Here is an 18,557-nt window from a genome sequence, read left to right as displayed (position 1 = left end):
CCTTGTTCCAACCCGACTATTACGCAGGCCATCCATGCTGGAAACGTACCATCAACACGTCGCCGACCGCGCAGCCCTGGGCATTCCGCCGCTGCCGCTGTCCGCGCAACAAACCGCTGACCTGATCGAGCTGCTGAAAAACCCGCCGGATGGCGAGGCGCAGAATCTGCTGGAGCTGCTGACCTACCGCGTGCCCGCCGGCGTGGACGACGCCGCCAAGGTCAAGGCCTCGTACCTGGCCGCCGTGGCCTTCGGCACCGAATCGTGTGCCCTGATCGACCGCGCCAAGGCGACCGAACTGCTGGGCACGATGCTCGGCGGCTACAACATCGGCCCGCTGGTGCAACTGCTGGACGACGCCGAGGTCGGCACCATCGCCGCAGACGCGCTGAAGAAGACCCTGCTGATGTTCGACGCCTTCCACGACGTCAAGGAGAAGGCGGACAAGGGCAACGCCAACGCCAAGTCGGTGCTGCAGAGCTGGGCCGATGCCGAATGGTTCACCAGCCGTCCGGAAGTGCCGCAAAGCCTGACCGTCACGGTCTTCAAGGTACCCGGCGAAACCAACACGGACGACCTGTCGCCCGCCCCCGACGCCACCACGCGCCCCGATATCCCGATGCACGCCCTGGCGATGCTGAAGAACAAGCGCGACGGCGCGGCGTTCGAGCCCGAGGAAGACGGCAAGCGCGGTCCCGTGCAGTTCATCGAATCGCTGAAGGAAAAAGGCCACCTGGTCGCCTACGTCGGCGACGTGGTCGGCACCGGCTCATCGCGCAAATCGGCCACCAACTCGGTGCTCTGGTTCACCGGCGAAGATATCCCGTTCGTGCCCAACAAGCGCTTCGGCGGCGTCTGCCTGGGTAGCAAGATCGCGCCCATCTTCTACAACACGATGGAAGACGCCGGCGCCCTGCCGATCGAGCTGGACGTCTCGAAAATGGAAATGGGCGACGTGGTGGAACTGCGCCCGTACGACGGCAAGGCCATCAAGAATGGCGAGACCATCGCCGAGTTCACGGTCAAGTCGGACGTGCTGTTCGACGAAGTGCGCGCCGGCGGCCGCATTCCGCTGATCATCGGCCGCGGCCTGACCGCCAAGGCGCGCGAGGCCCTGGGCCTGCCGCCCTCCACCCTGTTCCGCCTGCCCAACAACCCGGCCGACACCGGCAAGGGCTACACGCTGGCCCAGAAGATGGTCGGCCGCGCCTGCGGCCTGCCGGAAGGCCAGGGCATCCGCCCGGGCACCTATTGCGAGCCGAAGATGACCTCGGTGGGCAGCCAGGACACCACCGGCCCGATGACCCGCGACGAACTGAAGGACCTGGCCTGCCTGGACTTCTCGGCCGACCTGGTGATGCAGTCGTTCTGCCATACCGCCGCCTATCCCAAGCCGGTGGACGTCAAGACGCACCACACCCTGCCGCAGTTCATCAGCACGCGCGGCGGCATTTCGCTGCGCCCCGGCGACGGCGTCATCCACTCGTGGCTGAACCGCATGCTGCTGCCCGACACGGTCGGCACCGGCGGCGACTCGCACACGCGCTTCCCGATCGGCATTTCGTTCCCCGCCGGCTCGGGCCTGGTGGCCTTCGCCGCGGCGACCGGCGTGATGCCGCTGGACATGCCGGAATCGGTGCTGGTGCGCTTCAAGGGCAAGATGCAACCCGGCGTCACGCTGCGCGACCTGGTCAATGCGATCCCGCTGTATGCCATCAAGCAAGGCCTGCTGACCGTGGCCAAGCAAGGCAAGAAGAACATCTTCTCGGGCCGCATCCTGGAAATCGAAGGCCTGCCCGACCTGAAGGTCGAACAAGCCTTCGAGCTGTCCGACGCCTCGGCCGAACGCTCGGCCGCCGGCTGCTCGGTGCGCCTGCACAAAGAGCCGATCATCGAGTACATCAACAGCAACATCGTGATGCTGAAGTGGATGATCGCCAACGGCTATGAAGACGAGCGCTCGCTGGGCCGCCGCATCAAGGCCATGGAAGCCTGGCTGGCCGATCCCAAGCTGCTGGAGCCGGACGCCGACGCCGACTACGCCGCCGTGATCGAGATCGACCTGGCCGACATCCATGAGCCCATCGTGGCCTGCCCGAACGACCCCGACGACGTCAAGACGCTGTCGGATGTCGCCGGCGCCAAGATCGACGAAGTGTTCATCGGCAGCTGCATGACCAACATCGGCCATTTCCGCGCGGCGTCCAAGCTGCTGGAAGGCAAGCGCGACATTCCGGTCAAGCTGTGGGTGGCGCCGCCGACCAAGATGGACGCGCAGCAGCTCACCGAGGAAGGCCACTACGGCGTCTTCGGCACGGCCGGCGCGCGCACCGAAATGCCGGGCTGCTCGCTGTGCATGGGCAACCAGGCGCAAGTGCGCGAGGGCGCGACGGTCATGTCCACCAGCACGCGCAACTTCCCCAACCGCCTGGGCAAGAACACCAACGTGTACCTGGGCTCGGCGGAACTGGCGGCGATCTGCTCGCGCCTGGGCCGCATCCCGACCCGCGAGGAGTACATGGCCGATATGGGCGTCATCAACAAGAGCGGCGACCAGATCTACCAGTACCTGAACTTCGACCGCATCCCCGACTACAAGGATGTGGCCGACGTGATCGAGGTCTGAGCCGGTCTTCGGCCATGACAAAGGCCCGCCGCAAGGCGGGCCTTTCTTTTTGCTGCGCGCGCGTGCAGCCCTCAGGACCAAGGCCCCCCTGGGGGCTGCATGCCCGCGTTTTCATGCAGGCCGCGCATGAAACATTTCAAAAAGATTGCAACCGGCGCCCAATAAACAGAATCATATTCTTGCAGGCAAGACGGGTTCGGAGGGTTACACCATTGCCTTGGCAAATCCTCTTCCGGTTTCTCGACAGCAAAGGAATTTATCGTGGCTTCGACCAGCAAGACCACCATGGCCTGCGTTCTTGGATTCTGCATGGCATTGGCGAGCGCCGCTCAAGCCGAGCCCTCCCCCCTCTGGCCACTGGCCTGACCAACTCCGGCAGCGCCGAAGGACAGGTGATCGACGCCGTGCGCAGTGGCGAGATCCTGTCCATCAAGATCCGGTTCAAGCCCGTTGTCATGGGCAAGACGGAGACGATCTACTCGCAGATCAGCAAAAGCGACTACGAGAACAGCTTTTACGTGATCGCAGGCAACAAGAAACACCTGCTCTTGAAAGATAGCAACGATGTACCGCTGACGAATCCCAAGGTACTGATACGGACGTCAAGCGATGCGCCCATCGCAGGCAGCTGGCAGGGCAAGTTTCCCGCCCCGCCCAAGGAAATCAAAGAGGTTTCGCTGACGATCCCGGGTGTCGAGACTTTCGACGTCATCCAGATCACCGACCGCTGAACATGGCGACCCATCCTGTCGGGCCAACGTTGCTGGCGGCGCTGACGCTGCTTGCCGCCTGCAGCGGTTCCATGGCGCAAGAGCCGCCCTACAAGAGCACGATACTGGGCTTGCAGGCGACCATCCTGGACCTGAAGGGCTTGCCGTCCGACACCGACGGCGGCATATCGGACCTGAGCGCCCAAGTGGGTGCGCTGGCCGCGCGCCATGAAGGCGTGTCGGTACGGCAGGGCAAGGATGCCGTCACCATCGCCATGATGGGCGACGTACTCTTCGATTTCGACAAGGCCGACATACTCGCCGCGGCCGAACCCACTCTGCGGGACATCGCGGAGCTGATCAAATCCCCCGCCACCGGCATCGTCGCCATTGAAGGTCACACGGACTCCAAGGGCTCGGATTCCTATAACAAGGGCCTGTCATTGCGACGGGCCCAGGCCGTTGCGCAGTGGCTGGGCGCTCACGGGGTGGATGCAGCGAAACTGTCGGTCAGGGGCCTGGGGGCTGCCAGGCCCGTACAGCCCAACCAGCTAGCTGTGAAGATTCAATAGGTTGTATGCATGGTTCATCCGAACCGGATTTGAGAAACTGGAAATCGCCAACCTCCCAGTTCACTCAAGGAGCCCGGCCGGATGAACACCCATAAGCATGCCCGATTGACCTTCCTACGTCGACTCGAAATGGTCCAGCAATTGATCGCCCATCAAGTTTGTGTGCCTGAAGCGGCCCGCGCCTATGGGGTCACCGCGCCGACTGTGCGCAAATGGCTGGGCCGCTTCCTGGCTCAGGGCCAGGCGGGCTTGGCCGATGCGTCCTCGCGCCCGACGGTCTCGCCCCGAGCGATTGCGCCGGCCAAGGCGCTGGCTATCGTGGAGCTGCGCCGCAAGCGGCTGACCCAAGCGCGCATCGCCCAGGCGCTGGGCGTGTCAGCCAGCACCGTCAGCCGCGTCCTGGCCCGCGCCGGTCTGTCGCACCTGGCCGACCTGGAGCCGGCCGAGCCGGTGGTGCGCTACGAGCATCAGGCCCCCGGCGATCTGCTGCACATCGACATCAAGAAGCTGGGACGTATCCAGCGCCCTGGCCACCGGGTCACGGGCAACCGACGCGATACCGTTGAGGGGGCCGGCTGGGACTTCGTCTTCGTGGCCATCGATGACCACGCCCGCGTGGCCTTCACCGACATCCACCCCGACGAGCGCTTCCCCAGCGCCGTCCAGTTCCTCAAGGACGCAGTGGCCTACTACCAGCGCCTGGGCGTGACCATCCAGCGCTTGCTCACCGACAATGGCTCGGCCTTTCGCAGCCGCGCCTTCGCCGCGCTGTGCCATGAGCTGGGCATCAAGCACCGCTTTACCCGACCTTACCGCCCACAGACCAATGGCAAGGCCGAACGCTTCATCCAGTCGGCCTTGCGTGAGTGGGCTTACGCTCACACCTACCAGAACTCCCAACACCGAGCCGATGCCATGAAATCCTGGCTACACCACTACAACTGGCATCGACCCCACCAAGGCATCGGGCGCGCTGTACCCATCTCCAGACTCAACCTGGACGAATACAACCTATTGACAGTTCACAACTAGCCAACGGGGCGGACAATCCGCAAGGACGCGCCCAGAACCGCCGGGTGGAGTTTGTGCTGCCCAAACGCTGACACGATCAGGCCTTGGCCAGCAACTGCGCCAGCTCGGTCAGGCTGCCAGCCTGGTAGTCCCAGTTTTCAGGCGCCCCCCGATAACCTGCCTTCGACGGATCCGCTGCGCGCTGGCGCTGGACATAGGCTGTTTTCAGCCCGCAGGAGCGAGCCGCATCCAGATCGTAGCCATGCGCAGCGACCAGCATGGCGCGTTGCGGGGGCACGTCCAACAATGCACAGGCATGCAGATAGGCTTGGGGTGCTGGCTTATAGGATCGGGAAGCGTCCGCGCCGAAAACCATGTCCCACGGCAGGCCAGCGTGCTTGGCCATGTCGACCAGCAACCTGGTATGCCCATCGGACAACGGCGCAACGATAAAGCGCTGCTTCAGCTGAGCGATACCGGCTACCGAATCGGGCCAAGGCCGCAGCTTATGCCATGCATGGTTCAGGGTTTCCAGTTCGCTGCGAGCGAACCGCGCTGGCGCCAGATCGAACTGCGCCAGGCAGGCCTGCAGATTCTCCATGTTGATGATATCGAGAGGGGCAAAGGCTCGCTGTCCGGCGCGGATCGGCTCGATGGCGGCATCATATTGTCCGACCCAGGCATCCGCGAATTGATGGGCATCGACATGAGGCAGCTCATGGCGCTTGAGGAATGCGGCGACCTCGTCCGCGATGCTGCCGCGCCAATCGACGACAGTTCCCAGCACATCAAAAAACAAGACCTCGATATCCATCCCACGAACGGGTTCCATTGCATCCCTCCGCATTGCGTTTCAAGACATGCAGGACGTGAACCCCAGTCCTGCGCCAGGCGAGCATTGCCGCATCGATGACGCCTGCCGGGTGCTCCCGGAGGCGTCCATATGGGTCATAGCTTACGCCAGGCGCAATCGTGCTGCGCGCCGCCCGCGGCGTCAGAACTCCATCGATGCCGACAGCGTGAAGGTGCGCGGGCCGCCCAGCACCAGGTAGCCATTGCCGGGGTAGCCGCCCACGGAGGACCAGTAGTCGCGGTTGGCGATGTTCTCGACGCGGGCGCGCCAGGTCACCAGATGGCCGCCGATATCGGTCATGTAACGCAGGCCGGCGTCCAGGCGCGTCCAGCCCGGCACCTCGAGGGTGTTGGCCGCATCCGCATAGGACGAGCCCGTATAGACCACACGCCCGTCCACGGTCAGGCCCTGCACGCCGGGGATGTCCCACTCCACGCCGAGGTTGGCCTGGAAGCGGGGCACGCCGATGACGCGCTTGCCGTCGGTGGCGGCGTTGCCGGTGCTGAGCTGCTTGGCGTCCAGCCAGGTCAGCCCGCCCAGCACGCGCACGCTGCGCGTGAGCTCGCCGTAAGTCGTCAGTTCGACCCCGCGGTGGCGGTCCTTGCCCGAAGCGCGGAAGACCTGGTCATCGCCCACGAACCCGCGCGGCTTGTCGGTGGAAAAGAGCGCCAGGCCGCCGCCCAGGCCGTCGTGCTCGAACTTGACGCCCACTTCCTTCTGCTTGGACACATAGGGCGCCAGCGATTCGCCGTGGTTGACCACCGGTAGGCCGTTGGCGGTCTGCGGCGCGGTGTCGCCCGCCGACAGGGCCTCGATGTAGTTGGCGTACAGCGACACCTGGGGCGTCACGCGCACCACCAGGCCGGCGGCGGGCGAGTTGTGGCTTTGCTCGTAGGGGGTGCCGCCGATGCCCGTGTCGTAGCTGTAGTCGCGCTGGTAGAGGCGCTGGTGGCGGATGCCGGCGGTCAGCAGCACCTTGTCGTCGAAGAACGACATGGTGTCGCCCAGCGCATAGCTGGCCAGCCGGATGACGCCCTGCTTGGCGGGATCGTCCATGTCGTTGCCGCGAAACGCGGTGCTGCTGATGGCCGGCTTGGCGTAGCTGACGGGGTCGTAGATGCTGGTGTCGAACTGGTTGAAGAAGTCCATGACATAGGCGTTCTTCTTCTCGAGGTCGAAATACGACGCCGAGGCGACCAGTTCGTGGCCCACCGGGCCGGTGCGCGCCTTGGCGCGCAGGCCGATCTCGCCGGTGTTGACGGTATCCTCGCGGGCGTTGTCGAAGCGGTAGAACTTGCCCTGCCCCGCGCCGTTGACGTTATTGAGGTTGGCCAGCGAGTTCTCCTCCTTGCTCTGGCGCATGCCATAGGCGACCCAGCCCGTTATGCGGCCGTTGAAGTCGTATTCGCCGCGCAGGGTGCCGAACACGTCGCGTTCGTTGGAGTACGACCAGGGCTGGGCATAGTTGGAGCCGGCGTCGGGCGCGCCGGGCACCTTGGCGGCGTCGCCGGCCAGCGTGACATTGGGGCGCGCCCGCTTCAGGCGGTTGTCCTGGTAGCCGATATCGGCCGACAGGCGCGCGCGCTCGCCGCGCCAGTCCAGGCCCAGCGCGAACACCGTGGTGCGGGTGCGCTCGCCGTCGATGGCGGTCTCGCCGCCGCGCTGGGCGGCGTTGATGCGGATCCCGACGCTGTCGTCCGGGCCGAAGCGCCGGCCGATGTCGGCCGAAGCCTCGAGCACGCTGTCGCTGCCGTAGCCGGCCGAAAAGCGCGTCAGCGGCTCGTTGGGCGCGCGCTTGGGAACCAGGTTGATCACCCCGCCGATCCCGCCGCCGGACGGCGGCGCGCCGGTGAGAAACGCCGAGGCACCGCGCAGCACCTCGACGCGCTCGAACAGCTGGGTCGAGATGTACTGGCGCGGCAACAGGCCATAGAGGCCGTTGTACGCGATGTCGTCTGAGCTGAGGATGAAGCCGCGGATGAAATACGACTCCTGGAAGTTGCCGAACCCGCGCGCCACCCGCACGCCGGGGTCGTTCTGCAGGACGTCGCCCACCCCCTTGGCCTGGCGGTCCTGGATCAGTTCGTTGGTGTAGGCGGTGATGGAGAACGGGGTTTCCAGGTTGTCGCGCGTGCCGAGGATGCCGACCTTCGCGCCCGTGGCGACCTGGCCGCCCGCGAAGGCCGGCGCCAGGCCGCCGGCGGAGGCGTCGGCGCTGGCCTCGACCCTGACGGCTTCCAGGGTGATCGAGGCATCGTCGCCGGCGGCGGGCGCGGATTGCGCCTGGATGACGCCTGCGTACCAGGGCAGCAGCGCGGCGAGATAAGCGAGCGGTAATGGCTTCATGGTGGTTGTCCGTAGGGGGATGCGCGGCCACGCAAGCGGCCTGCCGTGCGCGGGCCGGCCATGGCCACCGCCCACCGGCTTGCGTGCATGAAAGCCTGTCATCTTAACTAATAAATCAAATCGTTCTCATTCAAAATAAAGAATCCGTCGCGCGGCGGCAACGCCGGGAGATGCAAAGACCTTTCGCACAAAAGACGGGAAATCGGCCCCGTTCTTGGACGGGACATGGCGCGGAGAACACTTAGAATGCCGCAGTGACTGGAGAGACGAGACGCAATGTTCGGACGCTGGATCCTGCTGCCCACCCTTCTTGCCCTGGCGGGCTGCGCCAGCACGCGCCCTCCGGCCGACCCCGAGAACATCTGCGCCATCTTCCGCGAGAAGCCGTCCTGGCACGATGCCGCCCTCGATGTGCAGAAGAAATGGGGCGCGCCGGTCAATGTGCCGATCGCGATGATGCACCAGGAATCCAGCTTTCGGCACGACGCCCTGCCGCCGCGCTACTACTTCCTCGGGTTCATTCCCTGGGGCCGGGTCAGCTCGGCCTATGGCTATGCGCAGGCCAAGGACGAAACCTGGGCCGACTACAAGCGCGAGGCCGGCGGCTGGCTGGCCAGCCGCGACAACTTTTCCGACGCGCTGGACTTCATGGGCTGGTACATGAGCAAGACCCAGCGCATCAACGGCGTCTCGAAATGGGACGCCTACGGCCAATACCTGAACTACCATGAGGGCTGGACCGGCTATCGCAACCGCAGCTACGACCGCAAGGCCTGGCTCAAGCGGGTGGCGCAGCAGGTGCAGGCGCGCGCCGAACGCTTCGGCGCCCAGTACAAGGGCTGCGAGCGCGAGCTGAACCGCGGCGGCTGGCTGTTCTGAGTCCGCGACCGGCCCGCTGCTTGCGCGCTGTCATGCCGCCGATAGCCGGATCTTGGTAAAACCATGGGAGCACGTCGGCCCGGCGCCCGCCTCGCGCGGGAACTTTTGACGCATCGATTAAGTCTTATATAAGACATAAGACATCAACCCAACCCCCGCTTTGTCCCGCATTGCATGACAAGCGCGTCAAAACGCCTGAAAATGGCGGCTTTACGCGGTCACATCACGGAGTCCATCATGCCGCACAATACGTTCGACACTCTCAAGACTTTCAAGATCGGCAAGAAAACCTGTCAGTTCTATTCGCTGCCGGCCCTGGGCAAGGCCCTGGGCGTGGATGTACAGCGCTTGCCGGTGTCCATCCGCATCGTGCTCGAATCGGTGCTGCGCAACTGTGACGGCGCCAAGGTCACGCAAGAGCACGTGCGCCAATTGGCCAACTGGCAGGCCAACGCCAAGCGCGAGGACGAGATCCCCTTCGTGGTGGCGCGGGTGGTGCTGCAGGACTTCACCGGCGTGCCGCTGCTGGCCGATATCGCCGCCATGCGTTCGGTGGCTGCCAAGATGGGCAAGGACCCCAAGCGCATCGAGCCGCTGGTGCCGGTGGACCTGGTGGTGGACCACTCGGTCATGATCGATTACTTCGGCACCAAGAACGCGCTCGACCTGAACATGAAGCTGGAGTTCCAGCGCAACCGCGAGCGCTACCAGTTCATGAAGTGGGGCATGCAGGCCTTCGACACCTTCGGCGTGGTGCCCCCGGGCTTCGGCATCGTGCACCAGGTCAACCTCGAGTACCTGGCGCGCGGCGTGCACCGTGACAAGAACAACGACGTCTACTACCCCGACTCGCTGGTGGGCACCGACAGCCACACCACCATGATCAACGGCATCGGCGTGGTCGGCTGGGGCGTGGGCGGCATCGAGGCCGAGGCCGGCATGCTGGGCCAGCCGGTCTATTTCCTGACGCCGGACGTGGTCGGCGTGGAGCTCAAGGGCAAGCTGCGCGGCGGCGTGACAGCCACCGACCTGGTGCTGACCATCACCGAGATGCTGCGCCGCGAGAAGGTCGTGGGCAAGTTCGTCGAATTCTGCGGCGAAGGCACCGCCAGCCTGTCGGTCACCGACCGGGCCACCATCGGCAACATGGCGCCCGAGTACGGCGCGACCATGGGCTTTTTCCCGGTCGACGAACGCACCATCGATTACTTCGAAGGCACCGGCCGCACGGCCGAGGAAATCGCCGCCCTCGAGGCCTATTTCAAGGCGCAGAAGATGTTCGGCGTGCCCAAGGCCAAGGACATCAACTACACCAAGCTGCTGACGCTGGACCTGGGCACCGTGGCGCCGTCGCTGGCCGGCCCCAAGCGCCCGCAGGACCGCATCGAGATCGGCAACGTCAAGAACACCTTCACCGAGCTGTTCTCCAAGCCCATCGCCGAAAACGGCTTCAACCAGCCGGCCGACAAGCTGCACCAGGCCTACACGACCAGCGCCGGCACCAAGGTCAAGAACGGCGACATCCTGATCGCCGCCATCACGTCGTGCACCAACACGTCGAACCCCAGCGTGCTGCTGGCCGCCGGCCTGCTGGCCAAGAAGGCGGTCGAGGCCGGCCTGAAGGTGCCCAAGCACATCAAGACCTCGCTGGCGCCCGGATCGCGCGTGGTCACGGAATACCTGACCAAGACCGGCCTGCTGCCCTATCTCGAGAAGCTGGGCTTCGACGTGGCGGCCTACGGCTGCACCACCTGCATCGGCAACGCGGGCGACCTGACCGCCGACCTGAACGAAGCCATCCTGGGCAACGACCTGGTGTGCTCGGCCGTGCTGTCGGGCAACCGCAACTTCGAGGCCCGCATCCACCCGAACATCAAGGCCAACTTCCTGGCCTCGCCGCCGCTGGTGGTGGCGTACGCGCTGGCCGGCACGGTCACGCGCGACCTGATGACCGAGCCGGTGGGCCGCGGCAAGAACGGCGACGTGTGGCTGGGCGACATCTGGCCGAGCAGCGAGGAGATCCAGGCGCTGCTCAAGTTCGCCATGAATCCGACCGCCTTCAAGGAAAACTACAGCCAGGTCAAGAGCAACCCCGGCAAGCTGTGGGAGAACATCAAGGGCGTGACGGGCGAGACCTATAACTGGCCCGAATCGACCTACATCGCCGAACCGCCGTTCTTCGAAGGCTTTGGAATGACGCCCGCCGCCATGCCGGCGGTCAAGGGCGCGCGCGCGCTGGGCATCTTCGGCGACTCGGTGACCACCGACCACATCTCGCCGGCCGGCTCCATCAAGGAGACCTCGCCGGCCGGCAAGTGGCTCAAGGAGAACGGCGTGATGAAGGCCGACTTCAACAGCTACGGTTCGCGGCGCGGCAACCACGAGATCATGATGCGCGGCACGTTCGCCAACGTGCGCATCAAGAACCTCATGATCCCGGCCCGTCCGGACGGCAGCCGCTTCGAAGGCGGCGAGACGCTGTTCCAGCCCACCGGCGAGCAGATGTCGATCTACGACGCCGCCATGAAGTACGTGGCGCAAGGCACGTCCTCGGTCGTGTTCGGCGGCGAGGAGTACGGCACCGGGTCGTCGCGCGACTGGGCCGCCAAGGGAACGCAGCTGCTGGGCGTGAAGGCCGTGATCGCGCGCAGCTTCGAGCGCATCCACCGCAGCAACCTGGTGGGCATGGGCGTGCTGCCGCTGCAGTTCAAGGGCAGCGACAGCGCGCAGTCGCTGGGCATCGTGGGCAACGAGACGTTCGACGTCACGGGCCTGGAGGGCGGCATCAAGCCGATGCAGGACGTCACCCTGACGATCCACCGCGCCGACGGCTCGCGCCAGGACGTGACGGTGCTGCTGCGCATCGACACGCCCATCGAGGTCGATTACTACCAGCACGGCGGCATCCTGCCGTTCGTACTGCGCCAGTTGCTGGCCGCCTGACGGCGTCCCGCCTCACGACCTGCGCGACCCGAACCCTCCGGCCTGCTGGCCGGAGGGTTTTTTCGTTGGACGGGGTCACACGGCGCGGATGATGCCGCCGGCCGCGGCTCAGGCGCCGAACTGGTAGGCGTCCATGGCCAGCGCGCCGTATGCGACCTCGTCGTTGAGGCGGCGCGCGGGCATGCCGCCCGCCCCCAGCGCCACGTACAGCGGCATCAGGTGGTCGTCGTGCGGATGGGCGCGGGCAGCGCCCGGCGCGCGCGCCTGCCAGTCCAGCAGCGCCTCGACGTCGCCCGCGGCCAGATGCTCGGCATACCATTGCTGGAACGGCGCCACGTAATCCGCGGGCGGCGCTCCATGCGGCATGCGCACGTCGCGCAGATTGTGCGTCAGCGAACCCGATCCGATCACCAGCACGCCGTCATCGCGCAGCGGCGCCAGCGCCTGGCCCAGCGCATACTGGCCGCGCGCGTCGCGCTCCATGTCCAGCGACAGCTGCACGACCGGCAGGTCGGCGTGCGGATACAGGTAGCGCAACGGCACCCAGGCGCCATGGTCGAGCGGACGCCGCGCATCGTTGCCGGCCTGGATGCCGACGTGCGCGAGCACGTCCACCACCTGTTGCGCCAATCGGGGCGATCCCTCGGCCGGGTACTGCAGCTGGTACAGGTCGGCGGGAAAGCCGCCGAAATCGTGCCAGGCGACCTGGCGGTCGCGGGTCGAGACCGCCAGGCCCTGCCCCATCCAGTGCGGCGAAACCACCAGCACCGCACGCGGGCGCTCGGGCAGCCCGTCGCTCCAGGCAGTCAGCGCGGGGCCGGTGCGGCCGGGCTCGACCGCGAGCATGGGGGAACCGTGGGAAACGAACAATGTGGGCAGGCGCATGGCGACCTCCGGCAAATAGGAATGCCTTATTGTCGGAATTTTCAATCCAGCAATAAATCCCATGACTATCCATAGACTATTGCCAATATAGCAACAACACGGCACGACCCCGGCGGCCCGGACAGGTACACTATGAGGTTCGCCACTTTATTTCGTCTGATCTCACCTCATGGCCCGTACCCGCAGTCAATCCTCTCCCCGGCTGAACCGCGACGCTTCGCGCCTGGTGGCGCTGGCCCACGCGCTCGACCGCTCAGGCAGCAAGGTCGAAGACCTGTACTGGGAGGCACAGTTGGCGGAGGCCATCACCAAGCTGCTGCGCAGCGGCCATGACGCGCCGCTGGAAAGCGCGCTGGACAATCTCGCGCAAACCGATCCCGGCGCCTACGAAGTGCTGATCGAGCAGTCCGAGACGCTGTCCGAATCGATGCAGATCGAAAAGAACGGCACCCGCCATGACGTCGTGCTGCTGGTGGCGCCCGTCGTGGCGTGGACGCGCTACACGATTCCCACCGGACCGATTCCGGCGCCGGCCCAGCAGGCGCTGCTGGCGCAGCTGCATGGCCACATCCTGGCCGACGGCGTGCGCGTGGCCCTGATGCCGCACCTGGTCAGCATCGACCAGATGCCGCGCACCTTCGCCGAGACCTGGCAATGGCTGCACCGCCTGGGCACGCAGGCGCTGGGCGCGGAAACCGCCAAGCCCGCCTTGAACGACGACGTGGAAACCGCCAACATGCTAGCCGACACGCGCTACGTGGTGGCGGCCGTGGCCGTGCCCGAGCGCGCGCCGGTGTTCCGCTGGCAGGAGCGCTGGGACGACCCGCAGGCCAGCCGCGACGCCTGCCTGGCGCAATGGGTGGAACAGGCCCAGCCCACGCTGGCCGCGCTGCTGCCGGGCTGCGGCATCGAATGCCTGCTGCCCGACGCCTATTACGTCAGCAACCGCGAAGCCGACCGCCGGGTGCGGCCGCTGTCCCTGCGCGCCGCCATCGCCTGGCTGGAAAGCGCGGTCAGCCTCGAGCCCTCGCAGATGCGCGCGGTGGTGGCGGGCTGCGGCGAAGCACGCATCGACGAATACCGTATCGGCTTTACCGCGCGCAACAGCAACGACGTCTATTACGGCTGTGTGTGGCCGCTGTACGGGCGCGAGGACGACGTCCCGGCCGACGAGGGCCAGCCCAACGCGGTCGACGAGATCGCGGCCCTGCTCAAGGAATACGGCGTGAGCGACGTGCGCCGCATCCCGGGCGTACTGCCGCCCGAGTATTGCGAGGACTGCGGCGCGCCGCACTTTCCCAATCCGCTGGGCGAACTGGTGCACGCGGAACTGCCGGAAGACGCCGAAGCGGTGCCGGCCAAGTTCCACTGACCGGATCGCGCCGCCATGCGCGCCGATATTTTCTGCCGCGTCATCGACAACCTGGGCGATATCGGCGTGTGCTGGCGCCTGGCGCGCCGCCTGGCGCACGGGCGGCGCTGGCAGGTGCGCCTGTGGGTGGATGACCTGGCGGCGTTCGCGCGTATCCAGCCCGGCATCGTGCCGGACCGCGACCAGCAGGTGTGCGACACGATCGAAATCCTGCGCTGGGACGACCGTGCCGAATGGCCGCAAACGCCCGGCGACGTGGTGATCGAGGCCTTCGCCTGCGATCCGCCGCCTGCGTACGTCGCAGCCATGCGGCGGTTCCAGCCGGTCTGGATCAACCTGGAATATCTCAGCGCCGAAGCCTGGGTGGAAACCTGCCACGGCCTGCCCTCGCAGCGCGCCGACGGCCTGGTCAAGCATTTCTTCTTTCCCGGCTTCAGCGCCGCCACCGGCGGCCTGATCCGCGAGCCGGGGCTGAGCCGCGACCGCGACGCCCTGCAGACCTCGCGCGCGCAACAACGGACGCTGCTGCGCGCGCTGGGCCTGGACGAGGCGGCCCTGGCCCGCCGGGACGACGGCGCGCGGCTGGTGAACCTGTTCTGCTACCCGGACGCTCCCTACCAGGCGCTGGCGCACGCGCTGATGCAAGACGCGCGCCCCACGCTGCTGTTGGTGCCGCAAGGCGTGGCGCCCGGACTGCCCGAACCCGGGCAGCACGGCCAGCTGACGCTCGCGCGGGTGCCCTATGTCAGCCAGCCGGACTTCGACCGCCTGCTCTGGTGCGCCGACCTGAATTGCGTGCGCGGCGAGGACTCGTTCGTGCGCGCTGCCTGGGCCGCCCGCCCGCTGCTGTGGCAGATCTACGCGCAAGCCGAGAACGCCCACCTCGAGAAGCTGCAGGCGTGGCTGGCACGCTACCCGGCGCCGGCGGCCGCCCATGCGCTGATACGTGCCTGGAACCAGGCGCCCGGCGCGCCGGCGCCGCAACAGGCCCTGGCCGGCGCGCTGGCCGAACCCGCCTGGGGAGAATGGAACCAGGCGGCGCGCGCCTGGGACGCCGCCCAGGCGGCGCGCCCCGATTTGGGGGACGCTCTCGCGGATTTCTGCGCGGAACTGGCCAAGACAAGCTAGAATAGAGAGTTATCTGAGTTGCTTTGCCCGGATCGGCCGGTGCTCAAGGCCTCACTTTGACAGCCTCCCGGGGCGCAGCGGTTGCCTGAAAGCACAGCGCGCAAGCACGGCGAGTGCGCAAATCACCCCGGAGTTTTAATCGATGAAAACCGCTCAGGAATTGCGAGTCGGCAACGTGATCATGGTCGGCAAGGACCCGCTCGTCGTCCAGAAGACCGAATACAACAAGTCCGGCCGCAACGCCGCCGTCGTCAAGCTGAAGTTCAAGAACCTGCTGACCGGCTCGGGCAGCGAGTCGGTCTACAAGGCCGACGAGAAGTTCGACGTCGTGGTGCTGGAACGCAAGGAATGCACGTACTCGTACTTCGGCGATCCGATGTACGTCTTCATGGACGAAGAGTACAACCAGTACGAAATCGAAGCCGACAGCATGGGCGACGCGCTGAACTACCTGGAAGAAGCCATGCCCGTCGAGGTGGTCTTCTACGACGGCCGCGCCATCTCGGTCGAGCTGCCCACCATCCTGGTGCGCGAGATCACCTACACCGAGCCGGCCGTGCGCGGCGACACCTCGGGCAAGGTGCTCAAGCCCGCCAAGATCAACACCGGCTTCGAACTGAGCGTGCCGCTGTTCTGCGCGATCGGCGACAAGATCGAGATCGACACCCGTACCAACGAGTACCGCAGCCGCGTCAACTGATGCGCGCGCCGCTCGCAGGCGCAACCGAAACGGGCCGCATGCGCGGCCCGTTTTTTTTGCCCCGGCATGGTGTGCCTGTCCCGGCGGGGACAGGCACACTGCACGGGCAGGCACCGAATCTAATGCGGCGTGGCCACGCCCGCGCACGCCGGCGAGGCGGCGGCCGCGCGCAAGTAGGCGATGAGGTCGGCGCGCTCGCCCGCATCCGGCACGCCCGCGTAGGTCATGGCGGTGCCTGGCACGGTCTTCAAGGGATCGGCCAGGAAGCGGTCGAGCGTGGCGGCGTCCCAGGTCAGGCCGGAGTCCTTCATGGCTTGCGTATAGGCGAAACCGGGCACGCTGCCGGCCTTGCGCCCGAGCAGGCCGCAGTGGCGCGGCCCCACCCGGTCGTAGGCCAGCGCGTGGCAGGCCAGGCAGCGCGCGTAGACCTGCTCGCCGCGCACCGGGTCGGGCGCCGCGGCCCGCGCGGCCGACGGCGCGGCCAGGGCCAGGCACAGCGCGCCGGCCCGCCAGGCCAGGCCCGCGTTCATGATACGAAGGCCGAAGGGACCGGGGGCTCGCCCAGCGCCTGGCGCAGCACGGCCCAGTGCATCGCTTCGTCGCCCAGTATGCTGGCCGCGGCCTTGGACAGGTCGCGATTGGCGAACAGCGGCACGGCGCCCAGGTAGGCGCTGACGGCGCCCTGCTCCAGCTTCGCGGCGAAACGCAATACGTCGGCCTGCGACTTCAACTGGCTGGTCGGGAACGCATAGCTGCGCTTGGCCGCCACCGGCTGGCCGCCCAGTTTTTCCACGGTCTTGCCCAGCACGTCGGCATGCTCCTTGTGATGGCCCTGGAAGGTCAGCGCCAGCGCCAGCACGGGTTTGTCCAGCAGCTTGCTCTCGGCGTCCAGCTGGTAGGCGGCGATGGCCTCGAGCTCGGCCGCCAGCGCGGTATTGAGGATCTGTACATCCTGGCTGGAGCCCGACCCGGCTTGCGCGGCCAGCGCATCCTTGCCGGCCAGCAGCGCGACCGCGGCGGCCGAAAGAACCAGGCCACCATGGCCGAGGAAGCGGCGGCGCGCCGCACAGGGGCTGGATATCTGCAGGAACGACATGGCTGTCTCCGTGGCGATGGACGGCCGAGCTGGACGGAAATGCCGGCCCGCGGCCGCGGCGCCGGCGAACCGGCGCCGGACCATCCGCTTTGGCGAACAGTCCTGCCTGTTGGATGAGGCGGCCGCCCCTGCCGTTCCTGCGCCGGTCAGGCGCCGGCGCGCTCGCCCCGCCGCGCCAGCACGGCGGCCACGATACGGTCGCAGCGTTGCCCGTCGAACGAGAACGCGTCGCCGATCGCCATGTCGACGTCGCGCGACAGGCCTTCGCGCAGCAGCCCGCGGGCGCGGAAAAAGCGTGTGCGCACGGTCGCTTCGGGAATATCGAGCGCCTGCGCGACCTCTTCCACGCTCAGCTCCTCGACGGCGCGCAGCACGAACACGCTGCGGAACGCGTCGGGCAGGAGATCGATGCGCGCTTCCATCAGGCGGCGGATCTCGGCGCGCATGGCCTGGCGATCCGGCTGCTGATCGATTGCGTCGTGCAGCCACTCCTGGTTCTGCAGTTCGGTCGATTCCATGGCGGCATCCAGGGGAATGACCTGCGCCTGCCCGCGCCGCAGCCGGCCCAGCGATTCGTTGATGACGATGCGCACCAGCCAGGTGGACAGCCGGGCGTCGGCGCGAAAGCTGTCCAGCGCGCGCCAGGCGCGCAGATAGGCCTCCTGCAGCGCGTCCTCGGCTTCGGCGTCGCTGTGCAGGATGCTGCGGGCGGTGCGAAACAGCAGGCGGTTGTGGCGCCGCATGATGGTTTCGAACGCGCTGTCCTCGCCGGCGGCCGCGCGCGCGGCCAGTTGGGCGTCCGCGGCCAGCTCGGGAGCCGGCGCCTGGGATTGCAGTGATGACGGGTGCATGGTGGTGGCCTCCACGCATTGGATGGCGCGGGCCGTGCCCGCGTTCCCGGCCGGCGCTTATTGCATGCGCTCGTCGTCGAGAAAAGCCGGCAGGCTGACGACGTCGATGCCGTCGTCGGCCAGCTCGGCGCGCTCCTGGGGCGTGGCGGTGCCGCGGATCGGCCGCTCGTCGGCCTCGCCTTCGTGAATGCGGCGCGCCTCCTGGGCAAAGCGCGCGCCGACGTTCTCGGTGTTGCGCACCAGCTCGCGCACCTGGCGCAGCACCGCCGCCTGCAGGCGCGCCATGCGCGCGGCCTCGGACTCCGGCGCGGGCGCCGGCGCCGGCGCCCGCGCCGCAGCGGGCTGATGCAGGTGCGCCACGTTCAGGCGCGGCGCGGACAGGCGCTTGGTGATGCGGGATGACTCGCAGACCGGGCACGCGATCTGGCCGCGCGCCTGCTGGGCGTCGTAGTCTTCGTGCGAGCCGAACCAGCCTTCGAACACGTGGCCTTGCTCACACTGCAGATCGAATACTTTGAGTGCCATGGCGTCTATATGAGGGCGAACCGGCAATAATACAAGCGTAGCCGCCTATGCCCCGCCCCG

17 protein-coding genes and 1 pseudogene are annotated in these 18,557 nt (G+C 66.8%); 10 read left to right on the top strand and 8 right to left on the bottom strand.

Annotated features, from left to right (window positions below; genetic code table 11):
• Window positions 1-34 precede the first annotated feature (34 nt).
• From acnB to BN118_RS05290, 3 genes are all read left to right on the top strand, one after another.
• Window positions 35-2,626 carry a bifunctional aconitate hydratase 2/2-methylisocitrate dehydratase gene (gene acnB / locus BN118_RS05300; RefSeq protein ID WP_010930699.1) on the top strand — a complete coding sequence of 864 codons (2,592 nt, stop codon included), beginning with the start codon at window positions 35-37 and terminating at the stop codon, window positions 2,624-2,626.
• A gap of 392 nt (window positions 2,627-3,018) precedes the next feature.
• Entirely contained in the window at window positions 3,019-3,357 is a 339-nt protein-coding gene (locus BN118_RS21170) for a hypothetical protein (protein WP_010930698.1), read from the top strand.
• 2 nt (window positions 3,358-3,359) lie between these two features.
• The gene (locus BN118_RS05290; RefSeq protein ID WP_010930697.1) at window positions 3,360-3,908 is read left to right on the top strand and encodes an OmpA family protein; all 549 of its coding nucleotides are present in this window, start codon (window positions 3,360-3,362) and stop codon (window positions 3,906-3,908) included.
• Here BN118_RS05290 and BN118_RS21025 read toward each other — a convergent pair.
• Window positions 3,847-3,972 carry a hypothetical protein gene (locus tag BN118_RS21025; RefSeq protein WP_257792201.1) on the bottom strand — a complete coding sequence of 42 codons (126 nt, stop codon included), beginning with the start codon at window positions 3,970-3,972 and terminating at the stop codon, window positions 3,847-3,849. The genes BN118_RS05290 and BN118_RS21025 overlap by 62 nt on opposite strands.
• 17 nt (window positions 3,973-3,989) lie before the next feature.
• On the opposite strand from BN118_RS21025, the gene BN118_RS05285 reads away from it, so the two are divergent.
• Both BN118_RS05285 and BN118_RS21165 read left to right on the top strand, forming a co-directional pair.
• Window positions 3,990-4,940: an IS481-like element IS481 family transposase gene (locus BN118_RS05285; protein WP_005012808.1), complete on the top strand. Its 951-nt coding sequence runs from the start codon at window positions 3,990-3,992 to the stop codon at window positions 4,938-4,940.
• A pseudogene (locus tag BN118_RS21165) lies at window positions 4,928-5,011 on the top strand (OmpA family protein); the annotation flags it as partial. The gene BN118_RS05285 and the pseudogene BN118_RS21165, both read left to right, overlap by 13 nt.
• Window positions 5,012-5,016: 5 nt before the next feature.
• Here the strand turns inward: BN118_RS21165 and BN118_RS05280 are convergent.
• On the bottom strand, window positions 5,017-5,751 hold the full coding sequence (locus BN118_RS05280) for a haloacid dehalogenase type II (protein ID WP_010930696.1): 735 nt from the start codon (window positions 5,749-5,751) through the stop codon (window positions 5,017-5,019).
• 162 nt (window positions 5,752-5,913) lie between these two features.
• Entirely contained in the window at window positions 5,914-8,118 is a 2,205-nt protein-coding gene (locus BN118_RS05275) for a TonB-dependent receptor (RefSeq protein WP_010930695.1), read from the bottom strand.
• A 276-nt stretch (window positions 8,119-8,394) separates the two neighbouring features.
• Here BN118_RS05275 and BN118_RS05270 point away from each other — a divergent pair, with 276 nt between their 5' ends.
• Entirely contained in the window at window positions 8,395-8,997 is a 603-nt protein-coding gene (locus BN118_RS05270) for a lipoprotein (protein ID WP_010930694.1), read from the top strand.
• 237 nt (window positions 8,998-9,234) lie between these two features.
• Window positions 9,235-11,940, top strand: a complete 2,706-nt coding sequence (acnA, locus tag BN118_RS05265) for an aconitate hydratase AcnA (RefSeq protein WP_003820240.1) — start codon at window positions 9,235-9,237, stop codon at window positions 11,938-11,940.
• A gap of 108 nt (window positions 11,941-12,048) precedes the next feature.
• Here acnA and BN118_RS05260 read toward each other — a convergent pair whose 3' ends face one another.
• Window positions 12,049-12,825, bottom strand: a complete 777-nt coding sequence (locus BN118_RS05260; protein WP_014905595.1) for a DODA-type extradiol aromatic ring-opening family dioxygenase — start codon at window positions 12,823-12,825, stop codon at window positions 12,049-12,051.
• Between the two features lie 169 nt (window positions 12,826-12,994).
• Between BN118_RS05260 and BN118_RS05255 the strand changes: the two genes are divergently transcribed.
• From BN118_RS05255 to efp, 3 genes are all read left to right on the top strand, one after another.
• Window positions 12,995-14,197 (top strand): DUF2863 family protein, encoded by a 1,203-nt coding sequence (locus tag BN118_RS05255; protein WP_010930692.1) that lies wholly within the window; start codon window positions 12,995-12,997, stop codon window positions 14,195-14,197.
• A gap of 15 nt (window positions 14,198-14,212) precedes the next feature.
• Complete coding sequence (gene earP / locus BN118_RS05250) at window positions 14,213-15,325, top strand: elongation factor P maturation arginine rhamnosyltransferase EarP (RefSeq protein WP_010930691.1); 1,113 nt, start codon at window positions 14,213-14,215, stop codon at window positions 15,323-15,325.
• A gap of 142 nt (window positions 15,326-15,467) precedes the next feature.
• Window positions 15,468-16,025 carry an elongation factor P gene (gene efp / locus BN118_RS05245; RefSeq protein WP_003810194.1) on the top strand — a complete coding sequence of 186 codons (558 nt, stop codon included), beginning with the start codon at window positions 15,468-15,470 and terminating at the stop codon, window positions 16,023-16,025.
• 119 nt (window positions 16,026-16,144) lie between these two features.
• On the opposite strand, the gene BN118_RS05240 is transcribed toward efp, so the two are convergent.
• From BN118_RS05240 to BN118_RS05225, 4 genes are all read right to left on the bottom strand, one after another.
• Window positions 16,145-16,555: a c-type cytochrome gene (locus tag BN118_RS05240; RefSeq protein ID WP_010930690.1), complete on the bottom strand. Its 411-nt coding sequence runs from the start codon at window positions 16,553-16,555 to the stop codon at window positions 16,145-16,147.
• Window positions 16,552-17,121 carry a ferritin-like domain-containing protein gene (locus tag BN118_RS05235; RefSeq protein ID WP_010930689.1) on the bottom strand — a complete coding sequence of 190 codons (570 nt, stop codon included), beginning with the start codon at window positions 17,119-17,121 and terminating at the stop codon, window positions 16,552-16,554. Before BN118_RS05235 ends, BN118_RS05240 begins: the two co-directional genes overlap by 4 nt.
• Before the next feature lie 146 nt (window positions 17,122-17,267).
• Window positions 17,268-17,972, bottom strand: coding sequence for an RNA polymerase sigma factor (locus tag BN118_RS05230; RefSeq protein WP_010930688.1), 705 nt, complete (start codon window positions 17,970-17,972; stop codon window positions 17,268-17,270).
• Between the two features lie 57 nt (window positions 17,973-18,029).
• Window positions 18,030-18,497 carry a DUF1178 family protein gene (locus BN118_RS05225; protein ID WP_014905594.1) on the bottom strand — a complete coding sequence of 156 codons (468 nt, stop codon included), beginning with the start codon at window positions 18,495-18,497 and terminating at the stop codon, window positions 18,030-18,032.
• Window positions 18,498-18,557 lie beyond the last annotated feature (60 nt).

It is taken from the genome of Bordetella pertussis 18323 (assembly GCF_000306945.1).
Lineage (GTDB): Bacteria > Pseudomonadota > Gammaproteobacteria > Burkholderiales > Burkholderiaceae_B > Bordetella > Bordetella pertussis.
Note: the sequence above shows the minus strand (reverse complement) of the source record. Positions and strands in the feature narration are given on the sequence as shown.

What these genes read in the sequence shown, in the direction of transcription:
- acnB (WP_010930699.1), top strand. Translation starts at nt 35, where the DNA reads ATGCTGGAAACGTACCATCAACACGTCGCCGACCGCGCAGCCCTGGGC.
- BN118_RS05290 (WP_010930697.1), top strand. Translation starts at nt 3,360, where the DNA reads ATGGCGACCCATCCTGTCGGGCCAACGTTGCTGGCGGCGCTGACGCTG.
- BN118_RS05285 (WP_005012808.1), top strand. Translation starts at nt 3,990, where the DNA reads ATGAACACCCATAAGCATGCCCGATTGACCTTCCTACGTCGACTCGAA.
- BN118_RS05280 (WP_010930696.1), bottom strand. Translation starts at nt 5,751, where the DNA reads ATGGAACCCGTTCGTGGGATGGATATCGAGGTCTTGTTTTTTGATGTG.
- BN118_RS05275 (WP_010930695.1), bottom strand. Translation starts at nt 8,118, where the DNA reads ATGAAGCCATTACCGCTCGCTTATCTCGCCGCGCTGCTGCCCTGGTAC.
- BN118_RS05270 (WP_010930694.1), top strand. Translation starts at nt 8,395, where the DNA reads ATGTTCGGACGCTGGATCCTGCTGCCCACCCTTCTTGCCCTGGCGGGC.
- acnA (WP_003820240.1), top strand. Translation starts at nt 9,235, where the DNA reads ATGCCGCACAATACGTTCGACACTCTCAAGACTTTCAAGATCGGCAAG.
- BN118_RS05260 (WP_014905595.1), bottom strand. Translation starts at nt 12,825, where the DNA reads ATGCGCCTGCCCACATTGTTCGTTTCCCACGGTTCCCCCATGCTCGCG.
- BN118_RS05255 (WP_010930692.1), top strand. Translation starts at nt 12,995, where the DNA reads ATGGCCCGTACCCGCAGTCAATCCTCTCCCCGGCTGAACCGCGACGCT.
- earP (WP_010930691.1), top strand. Translation starts at nt 14,213, where the DNA reads ATGCGCGCCGATATTTTCTGCCGCGTCATCGACAACCTGGGCGATATC.
- efp (WP_003810194.1), top strand. Translation starts at nt 15,468, where the DNA reads ATGAAAACCGCTCAGGAATTGCGAGTCGGCAACGTGATCATGGTCGGC.
- BN118_RS05240 (WP_010930690.1), bottom strand. Translation starts at nt 16,555, where the DNA reads ATGAACGCGGGCCTGGCCTGGCGGGCCGGCGCGCTGTGCCTGGCCCTG.
- BN118_RS05235 (WP_010930689.1), bottom strand. Translation starts at nt 17,121, where the DNA reads ATGTCGTTCCTGCAGATATCCAGCCCCTGTGCGGCGCGCCGCCGCTTC.
- BN118_RS05230 (WP_010930688.1), bottom strand. Translation starts at nt 17,972, where the DNA reads ATGCACCCGTCATCACTGCAATCCCAGGCGCCGGCTCCCGAGCTGGCC.
- BN118_RS05225 (WP_014905594.1), bottom strand. Translation starts at nt 18,497, where the DNA reads ATGGCACTCAAAGTATTCGATCTGCAGTGTGAGCAAGGCCACGTGTTC.